This is a genomic window from Mesorhizobium sp. CU3 (assembly GCF_006442965.1).
In the GTDB taxonomy this organism is placed as follows: Bacteria; Pseudomonadota; Alphaproteobacteria; order Rhizobiales; family Rhizobiaceae; genus Mesorhizobium.
In genome coordinates, this window is record NZ_VFWX01000007.1 from 212,513 (window position 1) to 236,972 (window position 24,460).

23 protein-coding genes are annotated in these 24,460 nt (G+C 65.1%); 9 read left to right on the forward strand and 14 right to left on the reverse strand.

Annotated elements, in window-relative coordinates; all coding sequences use genetic code 11:
* Nucleotides 1-44 precede the first annotated feature (44 nt).
* Nucleotides 45-965 carry a transcriptional regulator GcvA gene (gene gcvA, locus FJ988_RS13315; protein WP_140818296.1) on the forward strand — a complete coding sequence of 307 codons (921 nt, stop codon included), beginning with the start codon at nucleotides 45-47 and terminating at the stop codon, nucleotides 963-965.
* Here gcvA and FJ988_RS13320 read toward each other — a convergent pair whose 3' ends face one another.
* Genes FJ988_RS13320 through tsaD form a run of 6 tightly spaced genes read right to left on the reverse strand, consistent with a single transcriptional unit; the run spans nucleotide 966 to nucleotide 4,971 of the window.
* A complete protein-coding gene (locus FJ988_RS13320) occupies nucleotides 966-1,391 on the reverse strand; it encodes a DUF1761 domain-containing protein (RefSeq protein ID WP_140818298.1) in 426 nt (141 codons plus the stop codon).
* A gap of 51 nt (nucleotides 1,392-1,442) precedes the next feature.
* Nucleotides 1,443-2,156 (reverse strand): methyltransferase, encoded by a 714-nt coding sequence (locus FJ988_RS13325; protein WP_181183518.1) that lies wholly within the window; start codon nucleotides 2,154-2,156, stop codon nucleotides 1,443-1,445.
* Complete coding sequence (locus FJ988_RS13330) at nucleotides 2,111-2,536, reverse strand: EVE domain-containing protein (protein ID WP_140818302.1); 426 nt, start codon at nucleotides 2,534-2,536, stop codon at nucleotides 2,111-2,113. Before FJ988_RS13330 ends, FJ988_RS13325 begins: the two co-directional genes overlap by 46 nt.
* Nucleotides 2,537-2,569: 33 nt before the next feature.
* A complete protein-coding gene (locus FJ988_RS13335; RefSeq protein ID WP_140818304.1) occupies nucleotides 2,570-2,866 on the reverse strand; it encodes a YciI-like protein in 297 nt (98 codons plus the stop codon).
* A gap of 18 nt (nucleotides 2,867-2,884) precedes the next feature.
* The gene (locus FJ988_RS13340) at nucleotides 2,885-3,889 is read right to left on the reverse strand and encodes an NAD(P)H-dependent glycerol-3-phosphate dehydrogenase (RefSeq protein WP_140818306.1); all 1,005 of its coding nucleotides are present in this window, start codon (nucleotides 3,887-3,889) and stop codon (nucleotides 2,885-2,887) included.
* Complete coding sequence (tsaD, locus tag FJ988_RS13345; protein ID WP_181183523.1) at nucleotides 3,886-4,971, reverse strand: tRNA (adenosine(37)-N6)-threonylcarbamoyltransferase complex transferase subunit TsaD; 1,086 nt, start codon at nucleotides 4,969-4,971, stop codon at nucleotides 3,886-3,888. The genes FJ988_RS13340 and tsaD overlap by 4 nt, the downstream gene beginning before the upstream one ends.
* Nucleotides 4,972-5,185: 214 nt before the next feature.
* On the opposite strand from tsaD, the gene hemC reads away from it, so the two are divergent.
* The 6 genes from hemC (at nucleotide 5,186) to FJ988_RS13375 (ending at nucleotide 11,202) form a co-directional block, all read left to right on the forward strand.
* On the forward strand, nucleotides 5,186-6,109 hold the full coding sequence (gene hemC, locus FJ988_RS13350; RefSeq protein ID WP_140818310.1) for a hydroxymethylbilane synthase: 924 nt from the start codon (nucleotides 5,186-5,188) through the stop codon (nucleotides 6,107-6,109).
* A gap of 1 nt (nucleotide 6,110) precedes the next feature.
* Nucleotides 6,111-6,824 (forward strand): uroporphyrinogen-III synthase, encoded by a 714-nt coding sequence (locus tag FJ988_RS13355; protein WP_140818312.1) that lies wholly within the window; start codon nucleotides 6,111-6,113, stop codon nucleotides 6,822-6,824.
* Nucleotides 6,825-6,919: 95 nt separating this feature from the next.
* Complete coding sequence (locus FJ988_RS13360) at nucleotides 6,920-8,377, forward strand: COG4223 family protein (protein WP_140818314.1); 1,458 nt, start codon at nucleotides 6,920-6,922, stop codon at nucleotides 8,375-8,377.
* 10 nt (nucleotides 8,378-8,387) lie between these two features.
* Nucleotides 8,388-9,962, forward strand: a complete 1,575-nt coding sequence (locus FJ988_RS13365) for a heme biosynthesis protein HemY (RefSeq protein WP_140818316.1) — start codon at nucleotides 8,388-8,390, stop codon at nucleotides 9,960-9,962.
* 30 nt (nucleotides 9,963-9,992) lie between these two features.
* On the forward strand, nucleotides 9,993-10,469 hold the full coding sequence (locus FJ988_RS13370) for a TerB family tellurite resistance protein (protein ID WP_140818318.1): 477 nt from the start codon (nucleotides 9,993-9,995) through the stop codon (nucleotides 10,467-10,469).
* A gap of 16 nt (nucleotides 10,470-10,485) precedes the next feature.
* A complete protein-coding gene (locus tag FJ988_RS13375) occupies nucleotides 10,486-11,202 on the forward strand; it encodes a glutamine amidotransferase (protein ID WP_140818320.1) in 717 nt (238 codons plus the stop codon).
* Nucleotides 11,203-11,347: 145 nt separating this feature from the next.
* Here the strand turns inward: FJ988_RS13375 and FJ988_RS13380 are convergent, their stop codons facing one another.
* The 8 genes from FJ988_RS13380 to FJ988_RS13415 all read right to left on the reverse strand — a co-directional run bounded on the left by FJ988_RS13380 (nucleotide 11,348) and on the right by FJ988_RS13415 (nucleotide 21,741).
* Nucleotides 11,348-12,355, reverse strand: a complete 1,008-nt coding sequence (locus FJ988_RS13380) for an HD-GYP domain-containing protein (RefSeq protein ID WP_140818322.1) — start codon at nucleotides 12,353-12,355, stop codon at nucleotides 11,348-11,350.
* 342 nt (nucleotides 12,356-12,697) lie between these two features.
* Entirely contained in the window at nucleotides 12,698-13,936 is a 1,239-nt protein-coding gene (locus tag FJ988_RS13385) for an MFS transporter (protein WP_140818324.1), read from the reverse strand.
* A 258-nt stretch (nucleotides 13,937-14,194) separates the two neighbouring features.
* Nucleotides 14,195-15,301 (reverse strand): aminotransferase class I/II-fold pyridoxal phosphate-dependent enzyme, encoded by a 1,107-nt coding sequence (locus FJ988_RS13390; protein WP_140818326.1) that lies wholly within the window; start codon nucleotides 15,299-15,301, stop codon nucleotides 14,195-14,197.
* A gap of 168 nt (nucleotides 15,302-15,469) precedes the next feature.
* Entirely contained in the window at nucleotides 15,470-15,940 is a 471-nt protein-coding gene (locus FJ988_RS13395; protein WP_140818328.1) for a MucR family transcriptional regulator, read from the reverse strand.
* 214 nt (nucleotides 15,941-16,154) lie between these two features.
* Nucleotides 16,155-16,859 (reverse strand): ROK family protein, encoded by a 705-nt coding sequence (locus tag FJ988_RS13400; RefSeq protein ID WP_140818330.1) that lies wholly within the window; start codon nucleotides 16,857-16,859, stop codon nucleotides 16,155-16,157.
* A gap of 18 nt (nucleotides 16,860-16,877) precedes the next feature.
* Entirely contained in the window at nucleotides 16,878-18,254 is a 1,377-nt protein-coding gene (zwf, locus tag FJ988_RS13405) for a glucose-6-phosphate dehydrogenase (protein WP_140818332.1), read from the reverse strand.
* Nucleotides 18,255-18,267: 13 nt separating this feature from the next.
* Nucleotides 18,268-19,278 carry a phosphogluconate dehydrogenase (NAD(+)-dependent, decarboxylating) gene (gnd, locus tag FJ988_RS13410; RefSeq protein ID WP_140818334.1) on the reverse strand — a complete coding sequence of 337 codons (1,011 nt, stop codon included), beginning with the start codon at nucleotides 19,276-19,278 and terminating at the stop codon, nucleotides 18,268-18,270.
* 54 nt (nucleotides 19,279-19,332) lie between these two features.
* Nucleotides 19,333-21,741 carry a glucan 1,4-alpha-glucosidase gene (locus FJ988_RS13415; protein ID WP_140818336.1) on the reverse strand — a complete coding sequence of 803 codons (2,409 nt, stop codon included), beginning with the start codon at nucleotides 21,739-21,741 and terminating at the stop codon, nucleotides 19,333-19,335.
* Nucleotides 21,742-21,936: 195 nt separating this feature from the next.
* Here FJ988_RS13415 and FJ988_RS13420 point away from each other — a divergent pair, with 195 nt between their 5' ends.
* Both FJ988_RS13420 and FJ988_RS13425 read left to right on the forward strand, forming a co-directional pair.
* Nucleotides 21,937-22,950 carry an ABC transporter substrate-binding protein gene (locus tag FJ988_RS13420; protein ID WP_140818339.1) on the forward strand — a complete coding sequence of 338 codons (1,014 nt, stop codon included), beginning with the start codon at nucleotides 21,937-21,939 and terminating at the stop codon, nucleotides 22,948-22,950.
* A 46-nt stretch (nucleotides 22,951-22,996) separates the two neighbouring features.
* Nucleotides 22,997-24,460, forward strand: coding sequence for a sugar ABC transporter ATP-binding protein (locus tag FJ988_RS13425; protein ID WP_140818341.1), 1,464 nt, complete (start codon nucleotides 22,997-22,999; stop codon nucleotides 24,458-24,460).

Consider the following 24,460-nt stretch of genomic DNA (forward strand, 5'->3'; position numbering starts at 1 on the left):
ACGAGTAGTTCTTTTCTGATCGTCAAGTTTTATTTGGAGATCGGATGTCCAAGCTGCTGCCCGGAACGCGCGCGCTGCGGACCTTCGAGGCGGCCGCACGGCATCTCAATTTCACCCGCGCCGCCGACGAGCTCGGGCTGACGCCTGCCGCGGTCAGCCATCAGATCAAGGAAATCGAGGACCAGCTCGACCTGGTGCTGTTCACGCGCACCAGCCGAACCATCCGGCTGACCGAGGCGGGAGCGGTGCTGCTCGACGCCTCGGTCGACGCGCTCGACCTGCTCAACCGCGCCGTCAGCCGGGCGCGCAAGCTGACGCGCGGCACGGCGCTGTTGAAGGTGACGCTCGACGCGCAGTTCGCCACGAAATGGCTGATGCGGCGTGTCGACGACTTCCGCAAGCAGAAGCCCGGCATCGAGCTGCGCTTCGACATCACCTACGATGTCAGGGATTTCGATCTGGACGATGTCGATGTCGGCATCCGCTTCGGCACCGGCCGATATCCGGGGCTGACGTCGCATCGGCTGTTCGAAAACATCATCATCCCGGTCTGCAGCCCGGCGCTGCTCAACTCGGGCCCGCCGCTCAAGGAGCCGCGCGACCTGTTCAACCATACGCTGGCGCATATCGAATGGTCGCGGCAGGGCGTGACCTGGCCGAACTGGCGCATGTGGATGCAGGCGGCCGGCGTCGAGGATTTCGACGACAGCCGCACGCTCGTCTTCCGCACGTCGACTGACGCCACGCAAGCAGCACTTGACGGCAATGCCGTGGCGCTGGCGGATTTCGCCATGGTGGCCACCGATCTCTCGCAAGGGCGGCTCGTGCAGCCCTTCGAGCTCGGCATCAAGGTCGCGCCGGATTTCGCTTACTTCCTGGTCTACCCGCAGGCGATGAAAGACGACGCCAGGGTCATCGCCTTTCGCGAGTGGCTGCTAGAGGAAGCGGTCAAAACGCCGACCTGATTAGCCCGCCGGTGCCGCCGGCGCGCCGAACCAGCCGATAATGGCGCCGATGATCAGCAGCACGCCCAGCCAGTGGCCGGCATCGATCAAGGTCAGGTCCCAGCCAAAGCCTTCATAGCGGTGGTTGGTTGTCAGCGTGGTGGCGACGAAGCCAAGCCAGAGCAGGAAGCCGAAGATGATGCCTGCAAGCGGATTGGGCTCGCCGCCGGTCATTGCGCCGACCACCAGGGTCAGGACCAGCGCCATGACCAGCTCGGCAATGAAGCTGATGACGAACGGGAGAATGGAGCGTTTCTGGCTTGCGGGACCGATTTTCGCCGCCTTCATCCACGGTTTGCTCAAGCCCGTGTACCAGATGGCACCGAACAGCCATGCCGCGACCGCGGCAACGATCACCGCCAGCCAATTCACGACCGAAAAATCCATGATATCCCCTCCTCGACGATGAGGGGATGGAATCCCTGTTCGGCGGTTGCGTCAAGCGGGCGCCGGGAGACCGCAGCGCCACACCGTCGTTCGCTTGACCTCGGCGTCTTCCAGCACCCGCGTCACCGGCACTTCGTAGACGGCGAGCGATTGCAGCCCGGCCTTCGGCAGATAGGCGCGGCCGGGATCGCCGATAAGGATGTTGGCGCCGCGCGCCTGAAGCGCGGCGAACCAAGGCATCAGCCGGTCGGCGAAGGCCTTGTCGTAAAAGACATCGCCGGCCAGCACGACATCCCAGCCGTCATCGACGCCGACGCAGTCGTCGCCCTGGAATTCGGCCTCGACGCGATTGGCTTCGAGGTTGAGCGCGATGGCCGTCTCGCAGAACGGATCGATGTCGGCGGCAACCACATTGGAAGCGCCGGCTTTCAAGGCGGCGATGGCGACCAGGCCGGAGCCTGAGGCGAAGTCGAGCACGCTTTTGCCTTGCACGACCTCCGGATGGTCGAGCACATAGCGGGCAAGGCCCTGGCCGCCGGCCCAGGCAAAAGCCCAGAAAGGCGGCGGCAGGCCGATTTCGGCCAGTTCCTCCTCGGTGCGCAGCCAAAGCTCATGCGCCTCGTCGGCGAGGTGCAAAAGCACTTCCGGCACATGCGGCGGCGCCATCAAGGCCGTGTTGTCGAGGATGAACTTTTTCGCGCTTTTGGGCGTGAGTTTCGTCACGGCGCCGGATTGAGCTCGGCCATGCGGCAGACCTCTTTCCATTCGGCCGGCGTCACCGGCTGCACGGAAAGCCGGCCAAGCCTAACCAGCGCCATCTCGGTGAGCTTCGGATTGGCCTTGACCTCTTCCAGCGTCACCGGCTTCGGCACATCCTTATAAGCGCGGATGTCGACGCATTCCCAGCGCGGGTCGTCGGTGGTGGTGTCGGGGTGGGCCAGCGCGCAGACTTCGGCGATGCCGACGATGTTGAGCCCCTCATTGGAATGGTAGAAGAAGCCGAGATCGCCGATCTGCATCGCCTTCATGTTGTTGCGGGCGGCGTAGTTGCGCACGCCGTCCCACTGCGTGCCGGCCTTACCCTTGGCCTTCAGCGCCTCGAAGGAAAATACCGAGGGTTCGGACTTGAACAGCCAGTAATTCATGCTCGTATTCCTCCTGCGGCGCTTACTTGCGAATTAACTAGCCGCAGGCTTGTTGAAGGTCCAGTTCCACTGGCGGATTTCGACGCTCTCGAACAGGCCGGCCTTGGCGTAGGGATCGGCCGCCGACAGCGCTTGCGCGGCGGCCAGATCCGGCGCCTCGACCACGACAAGGCTGCCGTCCGGCTTGCCTTCGGCGTTGAGGAACGGCCCGGCGAAGGCGAGCTTGCCCTCGGCGTTCAGGCCCTCGAGGAAGGCGACGTGAGGCGGCCGCGTGTCGATACGCAACTGCAGGCTATTGGGCTTGTCCTTGCATACAAACGCAAAAAGCATCTCTTCTACTCCGCAGGTTCAGATGTCGGTTTCGGTTTTGAGCGGCCGCGTCATCAACGCCGTGACGGCCTGGTCGATGGTCACCTTGCCGTCGAGGATGGCGGCGACGGCGGCGATGATCGGCGCCTCGATTTGGCGCTCGGCGGCGATGCGGGCGGCAATGCCTGCCGTCGGCACGCCTTCGGCCAAGGGCAGGCCGGCCAACGGCTTGCCCTGGCCAAGCGCCAGGCCATAGGCGAAGTTGCGCGACTGCGACGAGGAGCAGGTGAGCAAGAGGTCGCCGAGGCCGGAAAGACCCATCAGCGTCTCCGCCCTGGCGCCGAAGGCAGCGCCGATGCGGCGCAATTCAACGAAGCCGCGCGTCACCATGGCGGCCTGGGCGCTGGCCCCGAGACCGGCGCCGGTGACCGCGCCGGCGGCGATGGCAAAGACGTTCTTCAGCGCGCCGCCGATCTCGACGCCGATCAGGTCGTCGCTGGAATAGCAGCGCAGGTTTTCGGCCGAAAAGCGGGCGGCGAGCCCGGCCGCAAGGTCGCCATCGCGGGCGGCGACCACGACGGCGGTCGGCAGCCCGCGCGCGACGTCGCTGGCAAAGCTCGGGCCGGAAAGGGCGGCGACCGGATTGCCCGGCAGCTTCTCCTCGACGATCGAGGACAGCAGCGCGCCGGTGTCGCGTTCGATGCCCTTGGCGCAGAGCACCAGCGGCACGGCTTTGGGAACGTGGCCGGCGGCATGCGCCAGCACCGCGCGCAGCGACTGCGCCGGCGTCACCGCCAGCACGCAGTCGGCGCCGCTGAGTGCCTCGCCGATATCGCCGGTCGCGGCAATGCCGGGCTCGATGCTGATGCCGGGCAGATAGCGCGGGTTCTCGCCGCGGCGGATGGCGGCGACGGTTTCCTGGTCACGCGCATAGAGCCGCGCTTCGTGGCCGGCGCGCAGCATCGCCAGCGCCAGCGCCGTGCCCCAGGCGCCGCCACCCAGCACCGCAACACGCCAGCCGCTGGCCGATCTATCGCCTGTCATGCCTTGGCTCCGCGGCGGCCCGAGCCGACCATTGGCGCCGACACGCTGTCGAGCGGCCAGCGCGAGCGCGGCACGAAATCGGCGGCGTTTTCCTCGGCGATGCCGGCGCGCAGCCGCTCGATGCCGGCCCAGGCGATCATGGCGGCATTGTCGGTGCAGAGTTTTTGCGGCGGCGCGACGAATTGAAAGCCGGCTCGAGCGCACAGCGCTTCGAGCGTCGCCTTGATCGTGCGATTGGCGGCGACGCCGCCGGCGACGACCAGCGCCGGCTTCTTCGCGTCAGGGCACTCCTGGCGGAAACGGTCGAGCGCCCGCGCGACGCGGTCGCCGAGGGCATCGGCCACCGCCGCCTGGAAGGAGGCGCAGATGTCGGCGACGTCCTGCTCGCTGAGCGGTGCGATCGCGCTTGCCGCCTGGCGCACCGCCGTCTTCAGGCCGGAGAAGGAAAAATCCGGCTGCGCCGAGCCTTTCATTGGGCGCGGAAAAGCGAAGCAGCGCGCGTCGCCGCTGGCAGCTGCCTTCTCGACATTCGGGCCGCCCGGATAGGGCAGGCCAAGCATCTTGGCGGTCTTGTCGAAGGCTTCGCCCAGCGCATCGTCGATGGTCGTTGCCCAGCGCTGGTAGTCGCCGACGCCGCGCACGGCGACGATCTGCGTATGGCCGCCGGAGACGAGCAGCAGCAGATAGGGGAAGTCGAGCCCGTCGGTCAGCCTTGCGGTCAGCGCATGACCTTCGAGGTGGTTGATGGCGATCAGCGGCTTGTTCGTGGCGGCGGCGATGGCCTTGGCCGTCATCAGGCCGACGATCAGCCCGCCGACAAGGCCAGGCCCCGCGGTGGCAGCGATGGCGTCGACCTCGTCGAGCGACACGGACGAATCGGCAAGCGCCGCCTCGACGATGCCGTCCAGCGCCTCGACATGGGCGCGCGCGGCGATCTCCGGCACCACGCCGCCAAAGGCCGCATGCTCTTCGATCTGGGACAGCACGACGTTGGACAGGATTTCGGGCGCAGAGGCACCGTCCAGCGCCACCACGCTGGCCGCGGTCTCGTCGCAGCTCGTCTCAATGCCCAGAACGCGGATCAATTGGTCGCTACTCTCGAAGATTGTCTCACCGGAGGTCTATCGATATTCAGGTGAGGCCGGCCTGCAAATGGCGGTTTTCTGCGCTTCCGGTGCTCACGTACCCAAAAGTACGCTCCGCTCCGGTTCTCGAAACCCACCATTTTCGGCTCGGCCTGACCTGAATCTCGGCAGACCTCGAGTTCACTCGGGGGGTTATCACGGACCGCGCGCCATGCAAACTTTGAAAATCGGAACACGCGGCAGCCCGCTGGCGCTGGCCCAGGCGCATGAGACGCAAGCGCGGCTGATGCAGGCGCATGGGCTGCCCGAACAGGCTTTCAAGGTGATGGTCATCTCGACCAGCGGCGACCGCATCCAGGACCGGCCGCTGTCGGAGGCCGGCGGCAAAGGCCTGTTCACCAAGGAGATCGAGGAAGCGCTGCTCGAACGTCGCATCGACATCGCCGTGCATTCGTCGAAAGACATGCCGACGGTGCTGCCGGACGGGCTCGAGCTCTCCGCCTTCCTGCCGCGCGAGGACGCGCGCGATGCCTTTATCGGCAAGGCGGCGAAGCGCATCGCCGACCTGCCGCATGGCGTGAAGCTCGGCTCCTCGTCGCTCAGGCGCCAGGCGCTGATCCGGCGCATGCGGCCGGATCTCGACGTGGTGATGTTCCGCGGCAATGTGCAGACCAGGCTGCGCAAGCTGGACGAAGGCGTCGCCGAGGGCACCATCCTCGCCTATGCCGGGTTGAAGCGGCTCGGGCTCGAAAGCGTTGTCACCGACCTGATGCCGCTGGAGACTTTCCCGCCGGCGCCGGGCCAGGGCGCGATCGGCATCGAAACCCGCATCGGCGACCGCGCGGTCGAAAAGATGCTTGCCGCCATCCACCATGCCCCGACCGGGCAAGCGCTCGCCTGCGAGCGCGCCTTCCTCGCCGCGCTCGACGGCTCCTGCCGCACGCCGATCGCCGGGCACGCGACGGTCGCCGGCGAAAATCTGTCCTTCGCCGGGCTGATCATCTCGCCGGACGGCACGGAATCGCATGAGGTCCGGCTGGAGGGGCTCGCCGTCGATGCGGCCGAGATCGGCACTGACGCGGCGCGGACGGTACGCGCCAGGGCCGGCGCGACATTTTTCGATGGCTGGGCCTGACATGCTCCGCGTCCTGGTGACGAGGCCGGAACCGGGCACGTCCCGCACGGCGCGGCGGCTTGAAGCTCTGGGATTCCAGCCGGTCCTGCTGCCGCTGACCGAGACCAAGGCGCTGCCGGTCGAGGCCGATACCATGCAGGATGCCGTCGCCGTCGCCGTGACCAGCGCCAATGCGGTGCGCCATGCGCCGAGGGAGCTCATCGCGACGCTTGCCGCGTTGCCTTGCCATGCTGTCGGCGAAAGGACGGCGGAGGCCTGCCGCGCGGCCGGCTTTTCGTCGGTCAGCGAAGGTCCGGGCGATGCGACGGCGCTGGCCGATGCAATCGCCGCCGGCCTGGCGGGCAAGGCGATCGTCTATCTTTGCGGCCGCGTGCGGTTGCCGGCCTTCGAGGCGCGGCTCAAGGCGGCAGGCGTCCGCGTCGATGCGGTCGAGACCTATGATACGGCCGGGCTAGACCAACGGGATGCCGACGTGCTGGCGCGGTTGTCGGAGAGCCCGGTCGATGCCGCGCTGCTCTACTCGGCCAAGGCGAGCGCGGCGCTGGTCAAGCTGATCGAGCGACCGGCGCTAGGTCATCTCTTTGAAACGACGGAATTTTTGGCGCTTTCAGCGCGCGTCGCCGCGCCGCTGGATGGGATTGCCGGGCACAGGATCAGGATTGCGCCGCATCCCGACGAGGACGCGCTTCTCGGGCTTTTGTCGCAAACGCGCTGATCCGCGTCATCACACCGCCCCTTTTCACCGCTTGGTGATGTGCTAGAGCATCCTTCAGCTCTAACCATCCTCAAGCCAATTCGCGGAGCCCAAGCATGGTCAAGACGCCGAAGATGCGACATTCGAAGAGCCGGCGCGAGCCGGTGACCATCGAGCTCGAACCCGGCGCCGTCTCTCGAATCGCCGGCGAGGATGCCGCCAAGACTGAAGCCGGCACCGATGCAGCGCCGACCGAAGAGGCCACTGACGCCTCGCAGATGGAAACGCCGGCGGAGCCGATCCATGCCGAGCAGGCCGATATCGAGCCTTGGGAACATGAAGACGCGGCCAAGGCGGCGACCGACAAGCCCGAAGCCTCCGGTGAGGCGGAGACGCCTTATCCCGGCGGTTCCGGGGCTGCTTCCGAGGCGCCGAAAAGCCAGTCCGGCAGCTTCGGCTACAATTTCGAGGATGCATCGCCCGCCGCCGCCGCTTCCGCGCCGAAGGCGAGCGCGAGCCGCAACGAAGATCGGCCGCAGCCGTCGCGCAAGACCGGCGTCAATACGATTGCCGCCGGCGTCATCGGTGGCGTGATCGCTCTGGCCGGCGCCGGCCTGTTGCAGGCCGTCGGCCTGCTCGGCGCGCCGGGGACGGGCGCGGGTTCGCTCGACGGCGTCAACAGCGAGATCGCTTCGCTGAAGGGCCAGATCGCGGCGCTGAAGGAAAATGGCGACACCGGCGCTTTCGCCAAGGTCGAGGGCCTTTCCTCGGCGCTGGAGCAGGTCAAGACCGATGTCGCGGCGCTGAAATCCTCGCCCTCTCAGGGCGGCGACGGCGCCGCACTCAAGGCGCTCACCGACAAGGTCGGCCAGATCGAGACGACGATCGCCGACCTGCAGAAGGCCGGCGGCGCTGCACCCGTCGATCTCGGTCCGCTCAACGAGAAGATCGCTGGCCTAGACGCACTGGTGAAGTCGGCCGGCGACGCGGCCAAGGCCGAGGACGGCCGGATCGCGGCACTGGAGCAATCGGTGTCGCAGCTCTCCAGCAAGGTCGAGGCGCAGGCCTCGCAGCCGAAGATCGCGCTGGCCATCGGCGCCTCGGCGCTCAAGGCGGCGCTCGACCGCGGCGCGCCTTTCGCGACGGAATTGGAAACCTTCGCGGCCATCGCGCCCGACGCGCCGGAAATCGCGGCGCTGCGCCCCTATGCCGAAAAGGGTGTGCCGACGCGCGCCGTCATCGCCTCCGAAGTGGATGCCGCCGCCGGCGCCATGGTCGATGCGGCGACGCCGGTCGACCAGAATGCCGGCTTCTTCCAGAGCCTGATGTCGAGCGCGGAATCGCTGGTCAAGGTGCGGCCGGTCGGCGCCGTCGAAGGCAAGGGCGCGCCCGAAATCGTGGCGCGGCTGGAGGTCGCGGTCAACCAGGGCGACTACGCCAAGGCGCTCGCCGAATACGACACGCTGCCGGATGCCTCGAAGGCTGCCGGCGCCGACTTTGCCGGCAAACTGAAGGCGCGGATCGAGGTCGAAAAGCAGATCGATTCGCTGATTGCCGGCGCGATGAAGACGTGAGGATAGAACGATGATCCGCATCCTCGCCTTCCTCGCCGTCGTCTTTGCGCTCGGGCTGGGCTTTGCCTGGCTGGCCGACCGCCCCGGCGAAATGGTCGTCACTTTCAGCGGCTATCAGTATCAAATCAGCCTGATGGTGGCGGCGGTGGCGATCGTTGCCGTGGTTGCCGCGGTGATGATCCTGTGGTGGCTGGTCAAGTCGCTTTGGAACAGCCCCTATACGATCTCGCGCTATTTCCGGGTGCGACGCCGCGACCGCGGCTACCAGGCGCTCTCGACCGGCATGATCGCGGCCGGCGCCGGCGACGGCGCGCTGGCGCGCAAGAAGACCAAGGAAGCGGCGAAATTGATCAGCTCCGACCAGGAGCCGCTGATCAACCTGCTCGACGCGCAGGCCTCGCTGCTCGAAGGTGACCATCAGGGCGCGCGCGAGAAATTCGAGCGCATGCTCGACGATCCCGAGATGCGGCTGCTCGGCCTGCGCGGGCTCTATCTCGAAGCTGAGCGCCTGGGCGACCGCAACGCCGCACGCCACTATGCCGGCCGCGCTGCCGCCGTTGCGCCGCAGCTCGCCTGGGCGGCGGAATCGACGCTGGAAGAATTGACCGAGCGCGGCGACTGGGACGGCGCGCTGAAGCTGGTCGAAGGGCAGAAATCGACCAAGCAGATCGAGCGCGACGCGGCCAATCGCCGCCGCGCGGTGCTGCTTACCGCCAAGGCGCAGGCGCTGGCCGGCAGCGACCCGAACGGCGCGCGAACGGCGGCGCTGGAGGCCAACAAGCTGGCGCCCGATTTCGCGCCGGCAGCGGTCATCGCCGCCGACATGGCGTTCCGGCAAAACGATGTCCGCAAGGGCTCGAAAATCCTCGAGACCGCCTGGAAGGCCGAGCCGCATCCGGACATCGCCGAGCTCTACACCCATGCCAGGCCCGGCGATGCCGTGCTCGACCGTCTCAACCGGGCCAAGAAGCTGCAGGATCTGAAGAAGAACCACGCCGAATCCTCGATCGCCGTGGCGCGCGCGGCGCTCGACGCGCAGGATTTTGCGACCGCCCGGCGCGAGGCGGAAGCCGCGATCCGCATGGATCGGCGCGAAGGCGCCTATCTGCTTCTGGCCGATATCGAGGAGGCCGAGACCGGCGACCAGGGCAAGGTGCGCCAGCTTCTGGCCAAGGCGGTGCGGGCGCCGCGCGACCCGGCCTGGGTCGCCGACGGCGTGATCTCGGAGCGCTGGGCGCCGGTGTCGCCGGTGACCGGCAAGCTCGACGCCTTCACCTGGCGCGCGCCGATGGAGCGGCTTGGCCAGTTGATCGACAGCGAGGCGGACATCCCGGTGCCGGCGATCGCAGCAGTGCCATCCGCCCAGCCCGCTGCCGAAAAGGCGATCGACATCGTCTCCGAAGTGCCGGCCGAGAAGCCGGCCGCGGCGAGCCAGGGCGACGAAAATGACATGGCGGCCGCGGCTGCGACAACCGATACCGGAACCGAAGGGCAAGCGTCGGAGTTGCCGCGATTGCCGGACGATCCGGGCGTGCCGCCCGAGGACGAAGCGGAAAAAGCGCCGCGCCGGTTTCGTTTGTTCTAACGGCCTATGGCGGGCAGGGAAAAAACATCGATGTTCGAACGCGTGTTGTCCTTCCTGAGGGATCTGCCGGCTGGCGATGCCAAGCCCAGTGCCGACGATCCGCGCGTCGCGGCATCCGCCCTGCTCTACCATGTGATGAGCGCCGACGGCGTGCGCCAGGACGTCGAATGGGAGCGCTTCAAGGAGATCCTCGCCGAGACCTATTCGGTGAGCGGGGCGGAGCTGGACGCGCTGGCCGCGGCTGGCGAGCGCGCCGACAATGAGGCGATCGATCTCTACGCCTTCACCAGCGTGCTCAAGCGCCATCTCGATGCCGAGGCGCGCAAGGCTTTCATCGGTTTGATGTGGGAAATCGTCTATGCCGATGGCGAATTGCACGAACTTGAGGACAATACGGTCTGGCGCGTCGCCGAGCTGATCGGCGTCGAGCGCCACGACCGGGTCGAGGCGCGCCGCAAGGCGGCGGCCGAAGCGCCCGGCGCGCGTGGCAGTTCGAGCGACGAATAGGGGCCTTTCTTCCTCCATGCCATCCAGACCGAGGCCGAGACCAAAAATCCTGATCGTGCTGCATCAGGAGAATTCGAGCCCCGGACGCGTTGGCCACATGCTTCTGGAAGACGGCTTCGACCTCGACATCCGCCGGCCGCCGCTCGGCGACGAGCTCCCCTGCACACTCGCCGATCACGCCGGCGCCGTCGTCTTCGGCGGGCCGATGAGCGCCAACGACCAGGAGGAGTTCGTCCGCCGCGAGACCGACTGGCTGGAAATCCCGCTCAAGGAGAACCGGCCGTTCCTTGGCATCTGCCTAGGCGCGCAGATGCTGGCCAACCATCTCGGCGGCAAGGTCGAGGGCCATGGCGAAGGGCTGGTCGAGATCGGCTGGTATCCGCTGAAGGCCACCGATGCCGGCAGGAAGCTGCTGCATTGGCCCGAAATGGTCTACCAGTTCCACCGCGAGGGCTTCTCGCTGCCCAGGGACGCGACGCTGCTGGCGACGGCCGAGACCTATCCCAACCAGGCGTTCCGCTATGGCGACAATGCCTGGGGCATCCAGTTCCATGGCGAGCTGACCCGGGTGATGATGCAGCGTTGGGTGGTGCGCGGCGCGCATCGCTTCGAACTCCCCGGCGCCCAGCCCGGCCGCGACCACCTCGGCGGCCGGCTGATCTGGGACATGCACCTGAAGCGCTGGCTGAGCGAGTTTTTGGGGATGATCTTCGGCAGGGCGGCGGCGGGGTAGGTTAGGGTTCCGAACGGTCTGCGCCGCGTTGTCCCAGAAGCGGACGTCGAAGCAAAGCGGCGAAGGCCAACGGTATGTTGGCGAATCGTTGGGTTCGTCGGTGTGCCAACTTGGCGGCGGGCTCGAACCATACGCGATAAGTGAATTAGAAGTTGTGTAAGTCCGCCTGAGCAATGCCCCCCATCTCATCGGTCATTTGCCGGGTTTGAGCCGGGACGCTCGGCGAGGCTAGGCCCATGCAATCAAAGAACTGTTTTAAAAGCACCCGATCAAAATGACCGCTCCACGTCCCCATCATCTCCGCGGCAGCCTCCGGAGTGAAGCCCTTCTTGTATGGCCGAGCGGACGTCAAGGCATCGAAAACATCGCAAATCGCGACAATCCGTGCAGCAGCACCGACCTGTGTGTCTTTCAAGCCATCCGGGTAGCCGGACCCGTCCAGCTTTTCGTGATGGTGAAGGCAAATTTCTCCCACGATTTCCGGTAGCCCCTTCGTTCCCACCAGGATCGCATATCCCTCGCGCGGATGGGTTTGCATCACTGCCATCTCATGAGCCGTGAGTTTGTCGGCCTTGGTCAGAATGGCGGTCGGGATGCGAATCTTTCCGATGTCATGCAGAAGACTGCCGATTGACAGCAACCGGACCAAATTGCGGTCAAGCTTGAGATGTCGCGCGAACAATCCGACAAGGGCACAGACTGCCACTGAGTGTTGAAAGCTGATTTCGTCCTTTGTCTTGAGCTTGGTGAGGTTCAAGACGCTTGCCGGGCGAGTGTACAGGAGCTGGTCGACGACATCGACAACAGCTTCCACTTGCTGCTGATCAACGCGTGTTGATGAGGCTGCGTCGCTGAAGATCGAGCGGACCATCCCGGTCGCTTTCATCAACGTGGCCTCAGTGCCGGGGGGTGTTGAGCTCTCAATCGGTTTTGGTAGCTCGACCGTCGAACTGGTTGGCCCGACCCCTTTTGAAAGATCGATGACAAGCGTCGTTACCGAACTTTCGCGAAGCGCCTTCAGTTCGGCCGGGCTGGATAGTTTGAACTGGCTGGCTGCAAACGGGCTGCGCAGCCATTGCTTGCCGAACCCATGGATAAACATGCCGAGACGGGCTTCATTCTTGTCGATCTGAAGAAGCGTAGAATTGCTCATGCAGTGTTCGCTTGGTTGGCATTTGACTTGAAACCGTCGGAGCGACCAAGTGCTTGGCGGACAGCAACGCCTAATATTGCCCGCGCCGCCGGTGCGCCTGTTTCAAGGCATAGCGCATAGCTGCCCGGTACCTACTTTCGCGCGCCTCACAATCCTCGCCGCTGCTCAACGTTACGGCATGTTCGTAAACTTTCCTTACCCTACGAGACGGCTCGAGAACGGCAGTTATAGGCCCAAGGGTAGCCAAAAGCCTCCAGTCCGGGGACGGCTCATATCATCCGTTGACGGCGCACGGCAGTTCGCCCGAAAATCGGATCGAGCAGCTTGGATCCGCGACCCCGATCACTCCCGGCTATTCAAATGCCGCACCCGCCGCAGCGCTGGGAACAGCCACGCCCACAACCCGGCCACCGCAATCGCTCCGATGCCGCCGATCACCACCGCGGGCACTGTGCCGATCAGCGCCGCCATGGTGCCGGCGCGGAATTCGCCAACTTCGTTGGAAGCGCCGACGAAGACGCCGTTGACGGCGTTGACGCGGCCGCGCACTTCGTCCGGGGTCCAGAGCTGGATCAGCGTCTCGCGGATATAGACGCTGAACATGTCGGTGGCGCCGAGCAAGGCCAGCGCCACGATCGACAGCCAGGTGACGGTCGAGACGCCGAACAGCACGGTAACAGTGCCGAATGCCGCCACGAAGCCCAGCATGATCTTGCCGGCATGATCGCGCACCGGATGGCCGGCGAGCCAGACAGCGACGCTGATGGCGCCGATGCCGGGCGCCGAGCGCAGCAGGCCGAGGCCCCACGGGCCGAGATCCAGAATGTCGCGCGCATAAACTGGCAGCAGCGCCGAGGCGCCCGACAGGAGCACGGCGAAGAGGTCGAGCGAGATGGCGCCGAGCACCACCTTCTCGCCCCAGATGTAACGGAAGCCGGCAAACAGCGTCTCGATCGTCGGCTTGTCCGTGGCGGTCTGTTGGGCCGGCTTCGGGATGGTGAAGATCAGCAACGCGGCCGCAAGCATCAGGGTGGTGGCGATTGCATAGGCGATTTCGGCCGACAGGCCGTAGAGCAGGCCACCTGCGACGGGGCCGACGATGGTCGCCGTCTGCCAGGCGGAGGAGTTCCAGGCGATGGCGTTGGCGAAGTCCTCCTGCGGCACCAGATTGGCGAACAACGAGGACGAGGCCGGCCCGTAGAAGGCGCGGGCGGCACCGAATACGGCAAGCACGACGAAGATCGGCAGCGGGCTGGTCAGGCCGTGCAGCGTCAACGCCAACAGGATGAGCGCGCAGCTTGCCTCCCCCATTGACGACAAAGTCATGATCAGGCGACGGCCGAAGCGGTCGGCGACGACGCCGGTGACCAGCACCAGAAGCAGCGAAGGCAGGAACTGCACGATGCCGACAATACCGAGGTCGAACGGATCGCGGGTCAGGTCGTACATCTGCCAGCCGACGGCCACCGACACGATTTGCGCGGCAAAGGTGGTCAGGAAGCGCGCCGTCCAGTAGCTGCGAAAGGATTTGTGGCGGAACGCGGCATAGCGCTGGTCCGGCGATGTCTGTTCTGTGGTCATGGAGATAGGGCCCCGTTGCGAAAATTGGCCAGCGGGGCACTTCCCGAATTGGGCGCTGTTCCGGCCAACGAAACTTAAGAAAGTTCGCGCGGCATATGCTTTAGAATCGGCGTTCGATCAAGGATTTTTCCCATTTTCCGTCGACTGGACCAGCGCAATTCCAAAACAGCGCGCAGCGGTTTTCCGTCCGAAATTGCGTCGAAACAGAGAGATAGGGCGGTTCGCCGCTTCTCTGAAAAGGTGAAACGCTCGAGGAAGTTACCGGCGCAACGCGGTCGAGATGGCGGCCAGTCCGCCTTGCAGTTCCGCCTCTTTCGGCCAGCCGAAGCCGACGCGGAAGAAGCGCTTCGGCATGTCGAACCAGTGCCCGGGGCCGACATAGGTGCCGTGCTCTTCGAGCAGCCGGGCGTAGAAGCCGTCGAGGTCGAACCCGGCATCGACGTTCAGCCGCGGGAAGCCGACGACGCCGCCTTGCGGCCGCACCCAATCGACCAGTGCCTCGCCGTCAATCCAGGCCTGCACGATGTCGCGGCGCCTGGCCATGTCGGGCAAAAGCGAAGCCAGGAAGGCGTCGCGGCGCTCCAGCATGGCGCGCGCGATCGCCTCGTCGATGACGCTGCCGCAGATGCCGATCTGCTCCTTGGCGGCAAGGAATGTCTCCTGCAACTCCGCGTCGCGGGTGATCAGCCAGCCGATGCGGATGCCGGGAATGCCGAAGGCTTTGGACAGCGAGCAGACGCTGATGGCGCTTGGGCTGAGCGAGGCCGCCACAGGCAGCTTTTCGCCGAAGGAGAGGTCGCGATAGGTCTCGTCGACCAGCAGCCGGCAAGGATGGGGCCGGCTCTCGGCCAGCGCGACCAGCGCGTCGAGATCGGTGCGTGTCATCATCGTGCCGGTCGGGTTATGCGGGCAGGTCACGCTGATCAGCCTGGTGTTCGGCCGCACTTCTGCCTTCACGCGCTCGATATCGACGGCGAAACCCTGGTCGAAATCGAGATCGACATAGGAAATGGCGCAGCCGATCGCCTTGGGCGTCTCGATGTTGGTGGCGTAGTTGGGTCGCACGACGACGAGGTGGTCGCCAGCCGACAGCAGCGCGGTGGCAATGATGAACAGGGCGCCGGCGGCGCCCGCGGTCACCAGCACATCGTCCAGCGAAAGGTCCTTGTCCTGCCCGGCGATCAGCGCACGCAGTTCCTTGTCGCCGCGATGCTCGCCGTAAAACAGTGTCAGGTCGGGAAGCGTGAGACCAATGTCGGAGAGCTTCTGGTCGGCGATCGAGCTTTCGGAGAGGTTGTAGCGGATGCGGTCGTAGCCGTATTCCTCCGGCGCCTCCTTCTCGATCACCATCCGGGCGTAATTCATCGCCGAGCTTCCCCATTTTATCTGTGATTTGGAGCAATCCTGACGGAAACTGCCTCACAGTTTTCCCGGAGTTGCCCTATCCGGCCTATCCAAGCCACAAAAGCAGGAAGCCTGCCAAGGCGGATTCCTCGGCAGGCTTCCTCAAACCATTGGTGCAGGCGATAGCTTTCAGGCGGTTGCCTTGGCCTTCCTGGACCTCGCGGGCTTCACCGGTTCCGGCTCGGGTTCGGCCTTGCGGCCGAGGCCGATCGACTTGGCCAGTTGCGAGCGCGAGGCCGCGTAGTTGGGCGCGACCATCGGGTAGTCGACCGGGAGGCCCCATTTGGCGCGATAGGCCTCGGGCGTCAGGTTGAAATGCACGCCGATATGGCGCTTCAGCGATTTGAACTTCTTACCGTCCTCGAGACAGATTATGTAGTCCGGCGTCACCGAGCGCCTCGGGTTCACGGCGGGAACCGGCGGCGGCGCCGCGGGCTCCTGCGGCCGGTTCAGCCCGCTGATCGAGGAGGCCACGCTAGCGATCAGTCCGCCCAGGTCCGCGGCGGGCAGGCGGTTCTTGGCGACATAGGCCGAAACGATGTGAGCGGTAAGCTCGAGCAGGTCGATCTCGCCCTTGGCTGTGTTGGCTTCCTCGTCCACGTAGTCCCTCCATTGTGCCGCGAAACCGATCTGGTCTTCGCGGCGTGTAATATCAAAGGCGCGCAACCGTTGTTTGCGAATCCCGAAAGACGCGAATCCCGAAAGACGCAAGGAGGCCGAGCCGGCGAACTTCTAGTCGGCAAATCTGCGCGACGCAATGATCTATCGCACAATTACACGCTATTTTGAACAATTATACTGAAATGTAACAATATCAGACGATCAGCGCCTTGTCGCGCCAAAGACGAAATCCACCTTCGAAAGCGCGAGTGTTGTCGCCGCGCCTTGATTTTTCAGGCAATTCGTCAAGCTTATCGACATTGCCGCCGCCGATGACGACATAATCCGGCTGCAAAGCGGCGCGAAGCCTGTCGACGACGTCGAAAACGTATTTGCGCCACTTTTTCTTCCCGCGCTTTTCCAGGCCGCGCTCGCCGACATAATCCTCGAAGCTGGCGCCTTTCTTGTAGGGCAGGTGGGCAAGCTCCATCGGCTGGCCGACGTTGTTGATGACCATCGCCGCGCCGAGGCCGGTGCCGAGGCCGAGGAAGAGCATGCGGCCGCCGTCATAGCTGCCGATCGCCTGCATCAGCGCGTCGTTGACCAGCTTCACCGGCTTGCCGAAGGCGGCGGTGAAATCATAGCCGTTCCAGCCCTTGCCGAGATTGAAGGGATCGAGCGAAGGCTTGTTGTCTCGCACCGGGCCCGGATAGCCCATCGAGATCACGTCATAGTCCAGCCCCTCGGCCAGCTTCTTCACCGAGTTGACGACCTGATCAGGCGTCAGGCCGGGCCCGGATGGCACCCGGCGCATCTCGCCGCCGGCGCTGGTCAGGATCTTCACATGCGAGCCGCCGACGTCGATGGTCAGCACGATCGGGTTGTCGCTTGCCGCAGCCGGTTTTGCCGCTTTCGCCATTTCAAATTCCCTCCGAAACTATTTCTCCGGATTGATCCAGCCGTCGGGTGGGCCGAAGCCTTTCATGGCATCGGCCGGTCCCCAGGTCTTCGGCGCATAGGTCGCCGGCGGCGTCGTGTCGCCGAGCACCGGGCCGACGATGCGCCAGGCAAGCTCAGCCGCGTCCTGGCGCGTAAAAAGCTGGCCGTTGCCGTTCATGGCGTCGCCGATCAGCCGCTCATAGGGAGGCATGTCGCCCTTGGTGTCGTCGAGCGCGGTCAGTTCTACTTGCTCGCCGACCATGTCGTCGCCGGGCCGCTTGCGCTGGGCGCCGATCGAGATCGCCACCTGCGGGTCGATGCCGAAGCGGACATAATTGGCGTCGCTCGGCTTGATCGGATCGAAGACGTCGAGCGGCGGCCGCTTCAGCCGCACGATCACTTCGGTCGCGTGCACCGGCATGTTCTTGCCAGCGCGGATGAAGAAGGGCACGTCCTGCCAGCGCCAGGTGTCGACAAAGAAGCGCACGGCGGCAAATGTCTCGACCGGCGAGTTGGGCCGCACGCCCGGTTCCGCCAGATAGCCGTCGAACTGGCCGCGCACGACATCGTCCTTGGTCAGCGTACGGATGGCACGCAACACCTGCACCTTCTCGTCGATGAGATCGTCGGCCGAGCGGCCGACCGGCGGCTCCATGGCGAGCAGCAGCAGGATGTTGAGCAGGTGGTTCTCGATGACGTCGCGGATACAGCCGACATCGTCATAGAATTTGCCGCGGCCCTCGACGCCGAAATCCTCGGCCATGGTGATCTGCACGCTCTCGACGAAATTGCGGTTCCAGATCGGCTCCAGGAAGGAATTGGCGAAGCGGAAATAGAGCAGGTTCTGGATCGCTTCCTTGCCGAGATAGTGGTCGATGCGGAAGATCGACTGCTCGTCGAAGACCAGATGCAACACCCTGTTCAGCCAGCGCGCCGACTGCAGATCGTGGCCGAAGGGTTTTTCGACCATCAGCCGCGCGCCGCGTGCGGTGCCGGACTGTTCCAGCCCCTGCACGACGGTCTCGAACATGGTCGGCGGCACGGCCATGTAATGCAGCGGCCGCTGCGCCGAACCAAGCGCGGTCTTCAATTTCTCGAAGGTGGCGCTGTCGCGATAGTCGCCGCTGACATAGCGCAGCAGCGAGGCGAACTTGCCGAACACCTTGTCGTCGACGGCGCCCAGCGCATTGACGATGCCGTCGCGGGCGCGGTCCACCAGTTTGGGCAACTCCCAGGGGTCAAAGGCGACGCCGATGACCGGCTCGGTCAGCGTTCCTTTGGCGACCATCTGGTAGAGCGCGGGGAAAATCTTCTTATGGGCAAGGTCGCCGGTCGCTCCGAAAAGCACCAACGTGTCGGACCTCTCCTGGCTCATGCGTTCACTCCCCTCACGCGCCGGTCTTCTTTTCGACATGGCCGCCGAAGGCATAGCGCATCGCGGACAGGAGCTTGTCGGCGAATTGCGATTCGCCCTGCGAGGAGAAGCGGTCGAACAGCGCCGATGACAGCACCGGCGCCGGAACGCCGGTGTCGATCGCTGCCTTCAGCGTCCAGCGGCCCTCGCCGGAATCCGAAACGCGGCCGCCGAACTGAGCAAGCGCCGGGTCGCTCTTCAGCGCGCCGGCGGTAAGATCGAGCAGCCAGGAGCCGATGACGCTGCCATGCCGCCAGACTTCGGCGACCTGCGGCAGGTCGATGTCGAACTGGTAGTATTGCGGGCTTTCGAGCGGGCTGGTCTCGGCGTCGGCGGTGCGCGACCGCTTGCCGGCGTTGGCCGATTTCAGGATGTTCATGCCTTCGGCATAGGCGGCCATGACGCCGTATTCGATGCCGTTGTGCACCATCTTGACGAAATGGCCGGCGCCGCTTGCCCCGCAATGCAGATAGCCGAAGGCCGCCGTGCCGTCGTCCTTGGAGGGGTTGGTTCCGGCGTCCGGGCCGGGGGCAAGCGTGGCGAACACTGAATCCAGATGCTTCACCGCATCGTCCGGACCGCCGATCATCAGGCAGTAGCCGCGCTCGAGGCCCCAGACGCCGCCGCTGGTGCCGACATCGACGAAGTTGATGCCCTTGGTTGCCAGCTTGGCCGCCTGGTCGACGGCGTCGTGGTAGTAGGAATTGCCGCCGTCGATGATGATGTCGCCCGGCTCCATCAGTGCCGCGACCTGGTCGACGATCTTGCCGGTGATGGCCGCCGGCAGCATCAGCCAGGCGCAGCGCGGCTTGGCGAGCTTGCCGACGAATTCCTCCAGCGAGGCCGCACCGACGGCGCCGTCCTTGACCATGCCGGCGACGCTTGCCGAATTGATGTCGTAGACGACGCATTCATGACCGTCGCGCATCAGGCGGCGCACCATGTTGGCGCCCATCCTGCCCAATCCCATCATTCCGATCTGCATGGTTTCATCCCGATTGCTTGAGGAAAGAAGAAATCTATCGGCCGTGTTTCACGATCATGCCGCGTCGATGCCGACGCTGAAGTCGACATTCTCCCAACGCATCGCCTCGGGCCAGAAAAAAGTGAAGACGATCGTGCTTCCCGGCTTCAGACCGGCAACCGGCAGGTCGACCAGATGGACACCAAACGCGTTCTCGGCGGTATGGCTGTCCTGGATCGTCAGCCACTTGTCGCTGCTCCAATGGACGACGCCCGGAGCCGAAAGCTCGACGCGCAAAAGCTTGCCGGCGGCGATGGAGCGGATCTTGTGGTTGAAGCGCCATATCCTGAGCGGCGAGACGGTCTTGCCCTTGATGTAGCGCTCGACGCCTTGCGGCGGCATGTCGAAAACGGCTCCGTCGCGCAGCGAGCGCAACAGCTTGATGTGCTCGGCATGCGCCCAGACCAGCGGCATGGCGCTGCCGGAGGGCTTGCCGAGCCACAGCTCGCGCTCCGGAATGTCGGTGCCGTCCCAGACCTGTTCGGGCAGCAGGCCGCCGATGCCGGCCGAGCGCTCGAAGGTTTCGAGGAGCTCTGCGGCCTTGTCCTTGCGGCCGGCGGCCAGCTCGTAATGCGCGCGCTCACCGGTGAGAAGCGGCCAGGCGCGGCCTTTTCCTGTGCCGTCAAAGGGCGCGCCGTCCTCGTGCTCGCCGTAACCATCGCCGGTATAGCGGTACCAGACCGGGCCTTGCGGAAGGTCGCAGCGCAGCAGCGCGTCGACCGCCTTGACGGTGTCGACGATGCGCGGGTCATCCGCCGCCCTTAAGCCGAAACGAACCAGCGCCAGCGCATCCGGGCTGATGATGGCCTCGGCCGGCTTGTCGGTGTCGCCCGGCGGGCGGTTCTTGATCGGCACGAAGCCGTCCTTCGGCGATGCGGCGCCCGCATCGTCCGGCGGCGCGATGCGGACATAATATCCGGCGATGCCTTCTTTGGCGCAAAGCCCGGTGCCCGTCACATAGGTCCAGCGCTCGATCTGGTCGTTCCAGCAATCGGCGATTTCGCGCAGATAGTTTGCCGGCTCAGTTTTACCCAATGCATCGAGCATGTCGGCGGCGGCAAGCAGCGCGATAATCTCGACGGCCAGCGTGAACGGGCTGTAGCCGGCATCCTCCTCCCAGCGGTCCTCGCCGGTGACCGGACCGTTGCGCACGACATAGGAGGCCGCGCTTTCGATCATCGGCAGGAAATCGGCGAGCTTCGGCTTCGGCAGATGGCCGGCGCGGCGCAAGGCATCGGCCAGGATCAGCGGGAAGGCGCATTCATCCATCTGGATGCCCGGCCAGTAGGCGGTGCCGTCCGACCAGACGTTTTGCGGCCAGTGTCCGTCCGGCTGCTGGATCGAACGCAGATAGTTGAGGATCTGCAGCGCCTGCTTGCCGTCGCCGGCGGCGAGAAAACCGCCCGCCGTTTCGACCAGGTCGCGCGGCCAGACGAGGTGATAGCCGCCGAGGTCGTCGTCGCCCTTGTTGAAGCCCCAGGGGATCGACAGGCTGGCAACCGCCGCGCCTGGCCTCGCGACCGACAGATGCGAAGCGAGCACCGCCGTGCCGACGCGGTAGGTGTTCAGCCCCGAAGCGGTGTGGCGATCGAGCTTTTCCAGCCCCGCCTGGAACTTGCGCCAATTCTCGACATAGGTTTTCGCCGCCGGGTCGAAGCCTTGTTTCAGGCTGGCCAGCGCGAGGTCGGCGGCCTCTTCGGGCGAGGCGCCGAAGCCGAGCGCCAGCAGGGCCGTGGTCTTGCCGGCCGAAAAGCCGATCTCGCCGGTCAGCGCGACATTGCCGTTTTCGGCGATCCGGCTCGATGGATCGAGCGCGCCGCTTTTGTGCAATTGCTGCCAGCCGTCGGAGAAGCCGACATAGCCGGCGGAGCAGTCGCCCCACGGCAAGGAAGACGCCAGCGCCAGCGAGACGCCGCGCCCGGTGGCGAAGAGCATGCGCTGGCCCTTGTGCTCGCCGACCCAGGCCGTGTTGCCCATGCCTGCATTGACGAGGTGCGGCGCAAGCAGCGCGTAGACATGGAAGTCGGCCGCCGGATCCTTGAGCGGAAGGAAGGTGATCTCCTGCAGCAGAACGGGGCGTTTCGGATCCGTAATGATACGCTTGTCGATGCGGTAGGCGCCGTCGGCGGCGGCATTGGTTAACCTGTAACCTGGGACACCGTCTTCGAAAGGCGCGATGGTGTGCGCGGCGTCGCGCTTCTCTTCCGAAAAATAGCCGCCGGGGCCGGTGACGATCAGTTCCATGTCGCGCGTGCAGGCGCTGTCGAGACGCGAATAATAGATCTCGTTGAGGATGCCGTGGCTGATGGTGAACCAGAGCCGGCTTTTCGCCGAAAGCGCGGTGCCGACGCCGCCCTTGGCGCTCGACGTCCAGCGCGCCGGTATTCCGGGCGCGCCTTGGGCAACGGTCGGCGTCACTGCCATCAAAATCTCTCTCCTGTCCCGTTCCTAGACCATGACGCGGCGGCTTATCAATCGTCGCACCGCAAGTTGATCGACGGTGCCAGGGCTTTGCAGGTGACGGCTTGCGGATCGTCTAAATTTGTCTGACAATAGATAAAAAACAGGGACTATCCGTACGACCACCAGCCTATATCTGCAACCTCGGGAGGAACCGACATGAAGAAACTGCTCGTATTGAGTGCATTGGCGGCGATGCTCGCCTCGGGCACCGCGCTTGCCGACACCAGCGGCAAGAAGATCGCCTTCTCCAACAATTATGCCGGCAATTCATGGCGCCAGGCGATGCTCGACAGCTACGGCATCGTCACTAAGAAAGCGGTCGAGGACAAGATCGTCGCCGCCGCCGATATCTTCACCACGGCCGACAAGGAAGTGCCGACACAGGCAGCCCAGGTGCAGAACCTGATCCTGCAAGGCTATGACGCTATCGTCATCAACGCCGCCTCGCCGGATGCGCTTAACGGCGCCATCAAGCAGGCCTGCGACGCCGGCATCGTCGTCGTCTCCTTCGACGGCATCGTCACCGAGCCTTGCGCTTATCGCGTCGTCGTCGACTTCAAGGACATGGGCAAGCAGGAAGTCGAGCAGATGGCGAAGTTCCAGCCCAAGGGCGGCAATCTGCTCGAGATCCGCGGTCTGGCCGGCACCTCGATCGACGATGCCATCCATGCCGGCATCCTCGAAGGCGTGGCGGCCCATCCCGAGTTCAAGATCGTCGGCTCGGTTACCGGCGACTGGGATCAGACCACGGCGCAGAAGGCGGTGGCGACCATCCTGCCCTCGCTGCCGGACGTCGTCGGCATCGTCGACCAGGGCGGCGACGGCTATGGCGCCGCGCAAGCCTTTGCCGCCGCCGGCAAGCCTCGCCCGACCATCATCATGGGCAACCGCCAGGACGAGCTGAAGTGGTGGAAGGAGCAGAAGGACAAGGACGGGTATCAGACATGGTCGGCGTCGATCGCGCCCGGCGTGTCGACGCTCGCCTTCTGGGTGGCGCAGCAGGTGCTGGACGGCCGCAAGGACATCCCGCACGACCTCCTGGTGCCCTATCTCGCCTTCACCCAGGACGATTTCGAGGCCGCGCTGCCGAAGATCAAGGAGGGCGGCGTCGCCACGCACGAATACACGCAGGAAGAGGCCATAGCGGCGATCAAGACCAACATCAAGTGATGGCGGACCCGTTGCCGCGCGCATGGACGACCGGGTATCGTTGAGCATGCTCAAGGCAAACACCGACATCGTCAGGCTGAACGGCGCCGAAAAGCATTTCGGCGCCGTTCGGGCGCTTAACGGCGTCGACTTCCATGTCGGCGCCGGCGAATGCGTCGGGCTGGTCGGCCATAACGGCGCCGGCAAGTCGACATTGATGCATATGGTTGCCGGCACGCTGCGGCCGGATGGCGGTGAGATCGCCGTACGCGGCAATGCGGAAGCGAGCTATTCCGTGGCGCGCGCGCTGGAGCTCGGCATACGCTGCGTGTTCCAGGAGCTGTCGCTCTGCCCCAACCTCAGCATCGCCGAAAACACCCGCATCAATCATCCTTCGATGATCGGCTTCGGCTGGCGGCGCAAGGCCGCCGATCTCATCCGGGCCAAGCTCGATGAGATCTTTCCCGAGCACGGCATTTCCGCCGACGACATTGCCGGCGACCTCTCCATCGGCAGGCGCCAGATGGTCGAGGTGGCGCGCGCCTTCACGCTGACCAGCGAGCCGCTGCATCTGGTCATTCTCGACGAGCCGACCTCCTCGCTCGACGCGCATACGGCGGGCCAGTTGCTCGCCTTCGTGCGCCGCTTCGTCGAGGCGGGCGGCAGTTGCATCCTGATCTCGCATGTGCTGGGCGAGGTGCTGCAGAATGCCGACCGCATCGTGGTGATGCGCGACGGCAAGGTGGTCGCCGCCGACGCGGCAAGCGCCTTCGACCGCGACAGGCTGGTCGCGGCCATGGGCGGCGCGGAAGGCCATCACAAGGCCGCGGCCGAAGCGCGCAAGGCCGAGACGGGTCCGCTCCGGGTCAAGGCGCGCCCAGCCAGGCAGGAGGACGGCAAGGAGCTGGTCGCCCGCGCCGGCGAGATCATCGGCCTTGCCGGGCTCGCCGGCCATGGCCAGACCGATCTGCTTCTGGCGATCTTCTCGGCCGCTTCGCGCGCCAAGACCGGCGTCGAGGTGACGGCGCCGGTGGCGCTGGTCGCCGGCGACCGCCAGTCCGACGGCATTTTTTCGCAATGGTCGATCGCGCAGAACATCGGCATCCGCTCGCTGCGAAGCCTGCGCAACGGCTTGTTGATCTCGCCGCAGCGCGAAGCGGAGCTTGCCGAGACCTGGAAGAAGAAGATCGGCATCCGCACGCCGGACATGAACAACAACATCTATTCGCTGTCGGGCGGCAACCAGCAGAAGGCGCTGTTTGCCCGCGCGCTCGGCTCCGACGCCGAGATCGTGCTGATGGACGATCCGATGCGCGGCGTCGATATCGGCACCAAGCTCGAAGTCTACGATTTGGTGCGCGAGGAGGCCGCCAAGGGCAGGACCTTCCTCTGGTACACGACCGAAACCGAAGAGCTCGACAATTGCGACCACGTCTATGTCTTCAAGAACGGCCGCATCGTCGCCAATCTCAGGCGCGACGAACTGACGGAGGAAAAGATCATCCAGTCCTCGTTCGGCGATGCGGCCTGA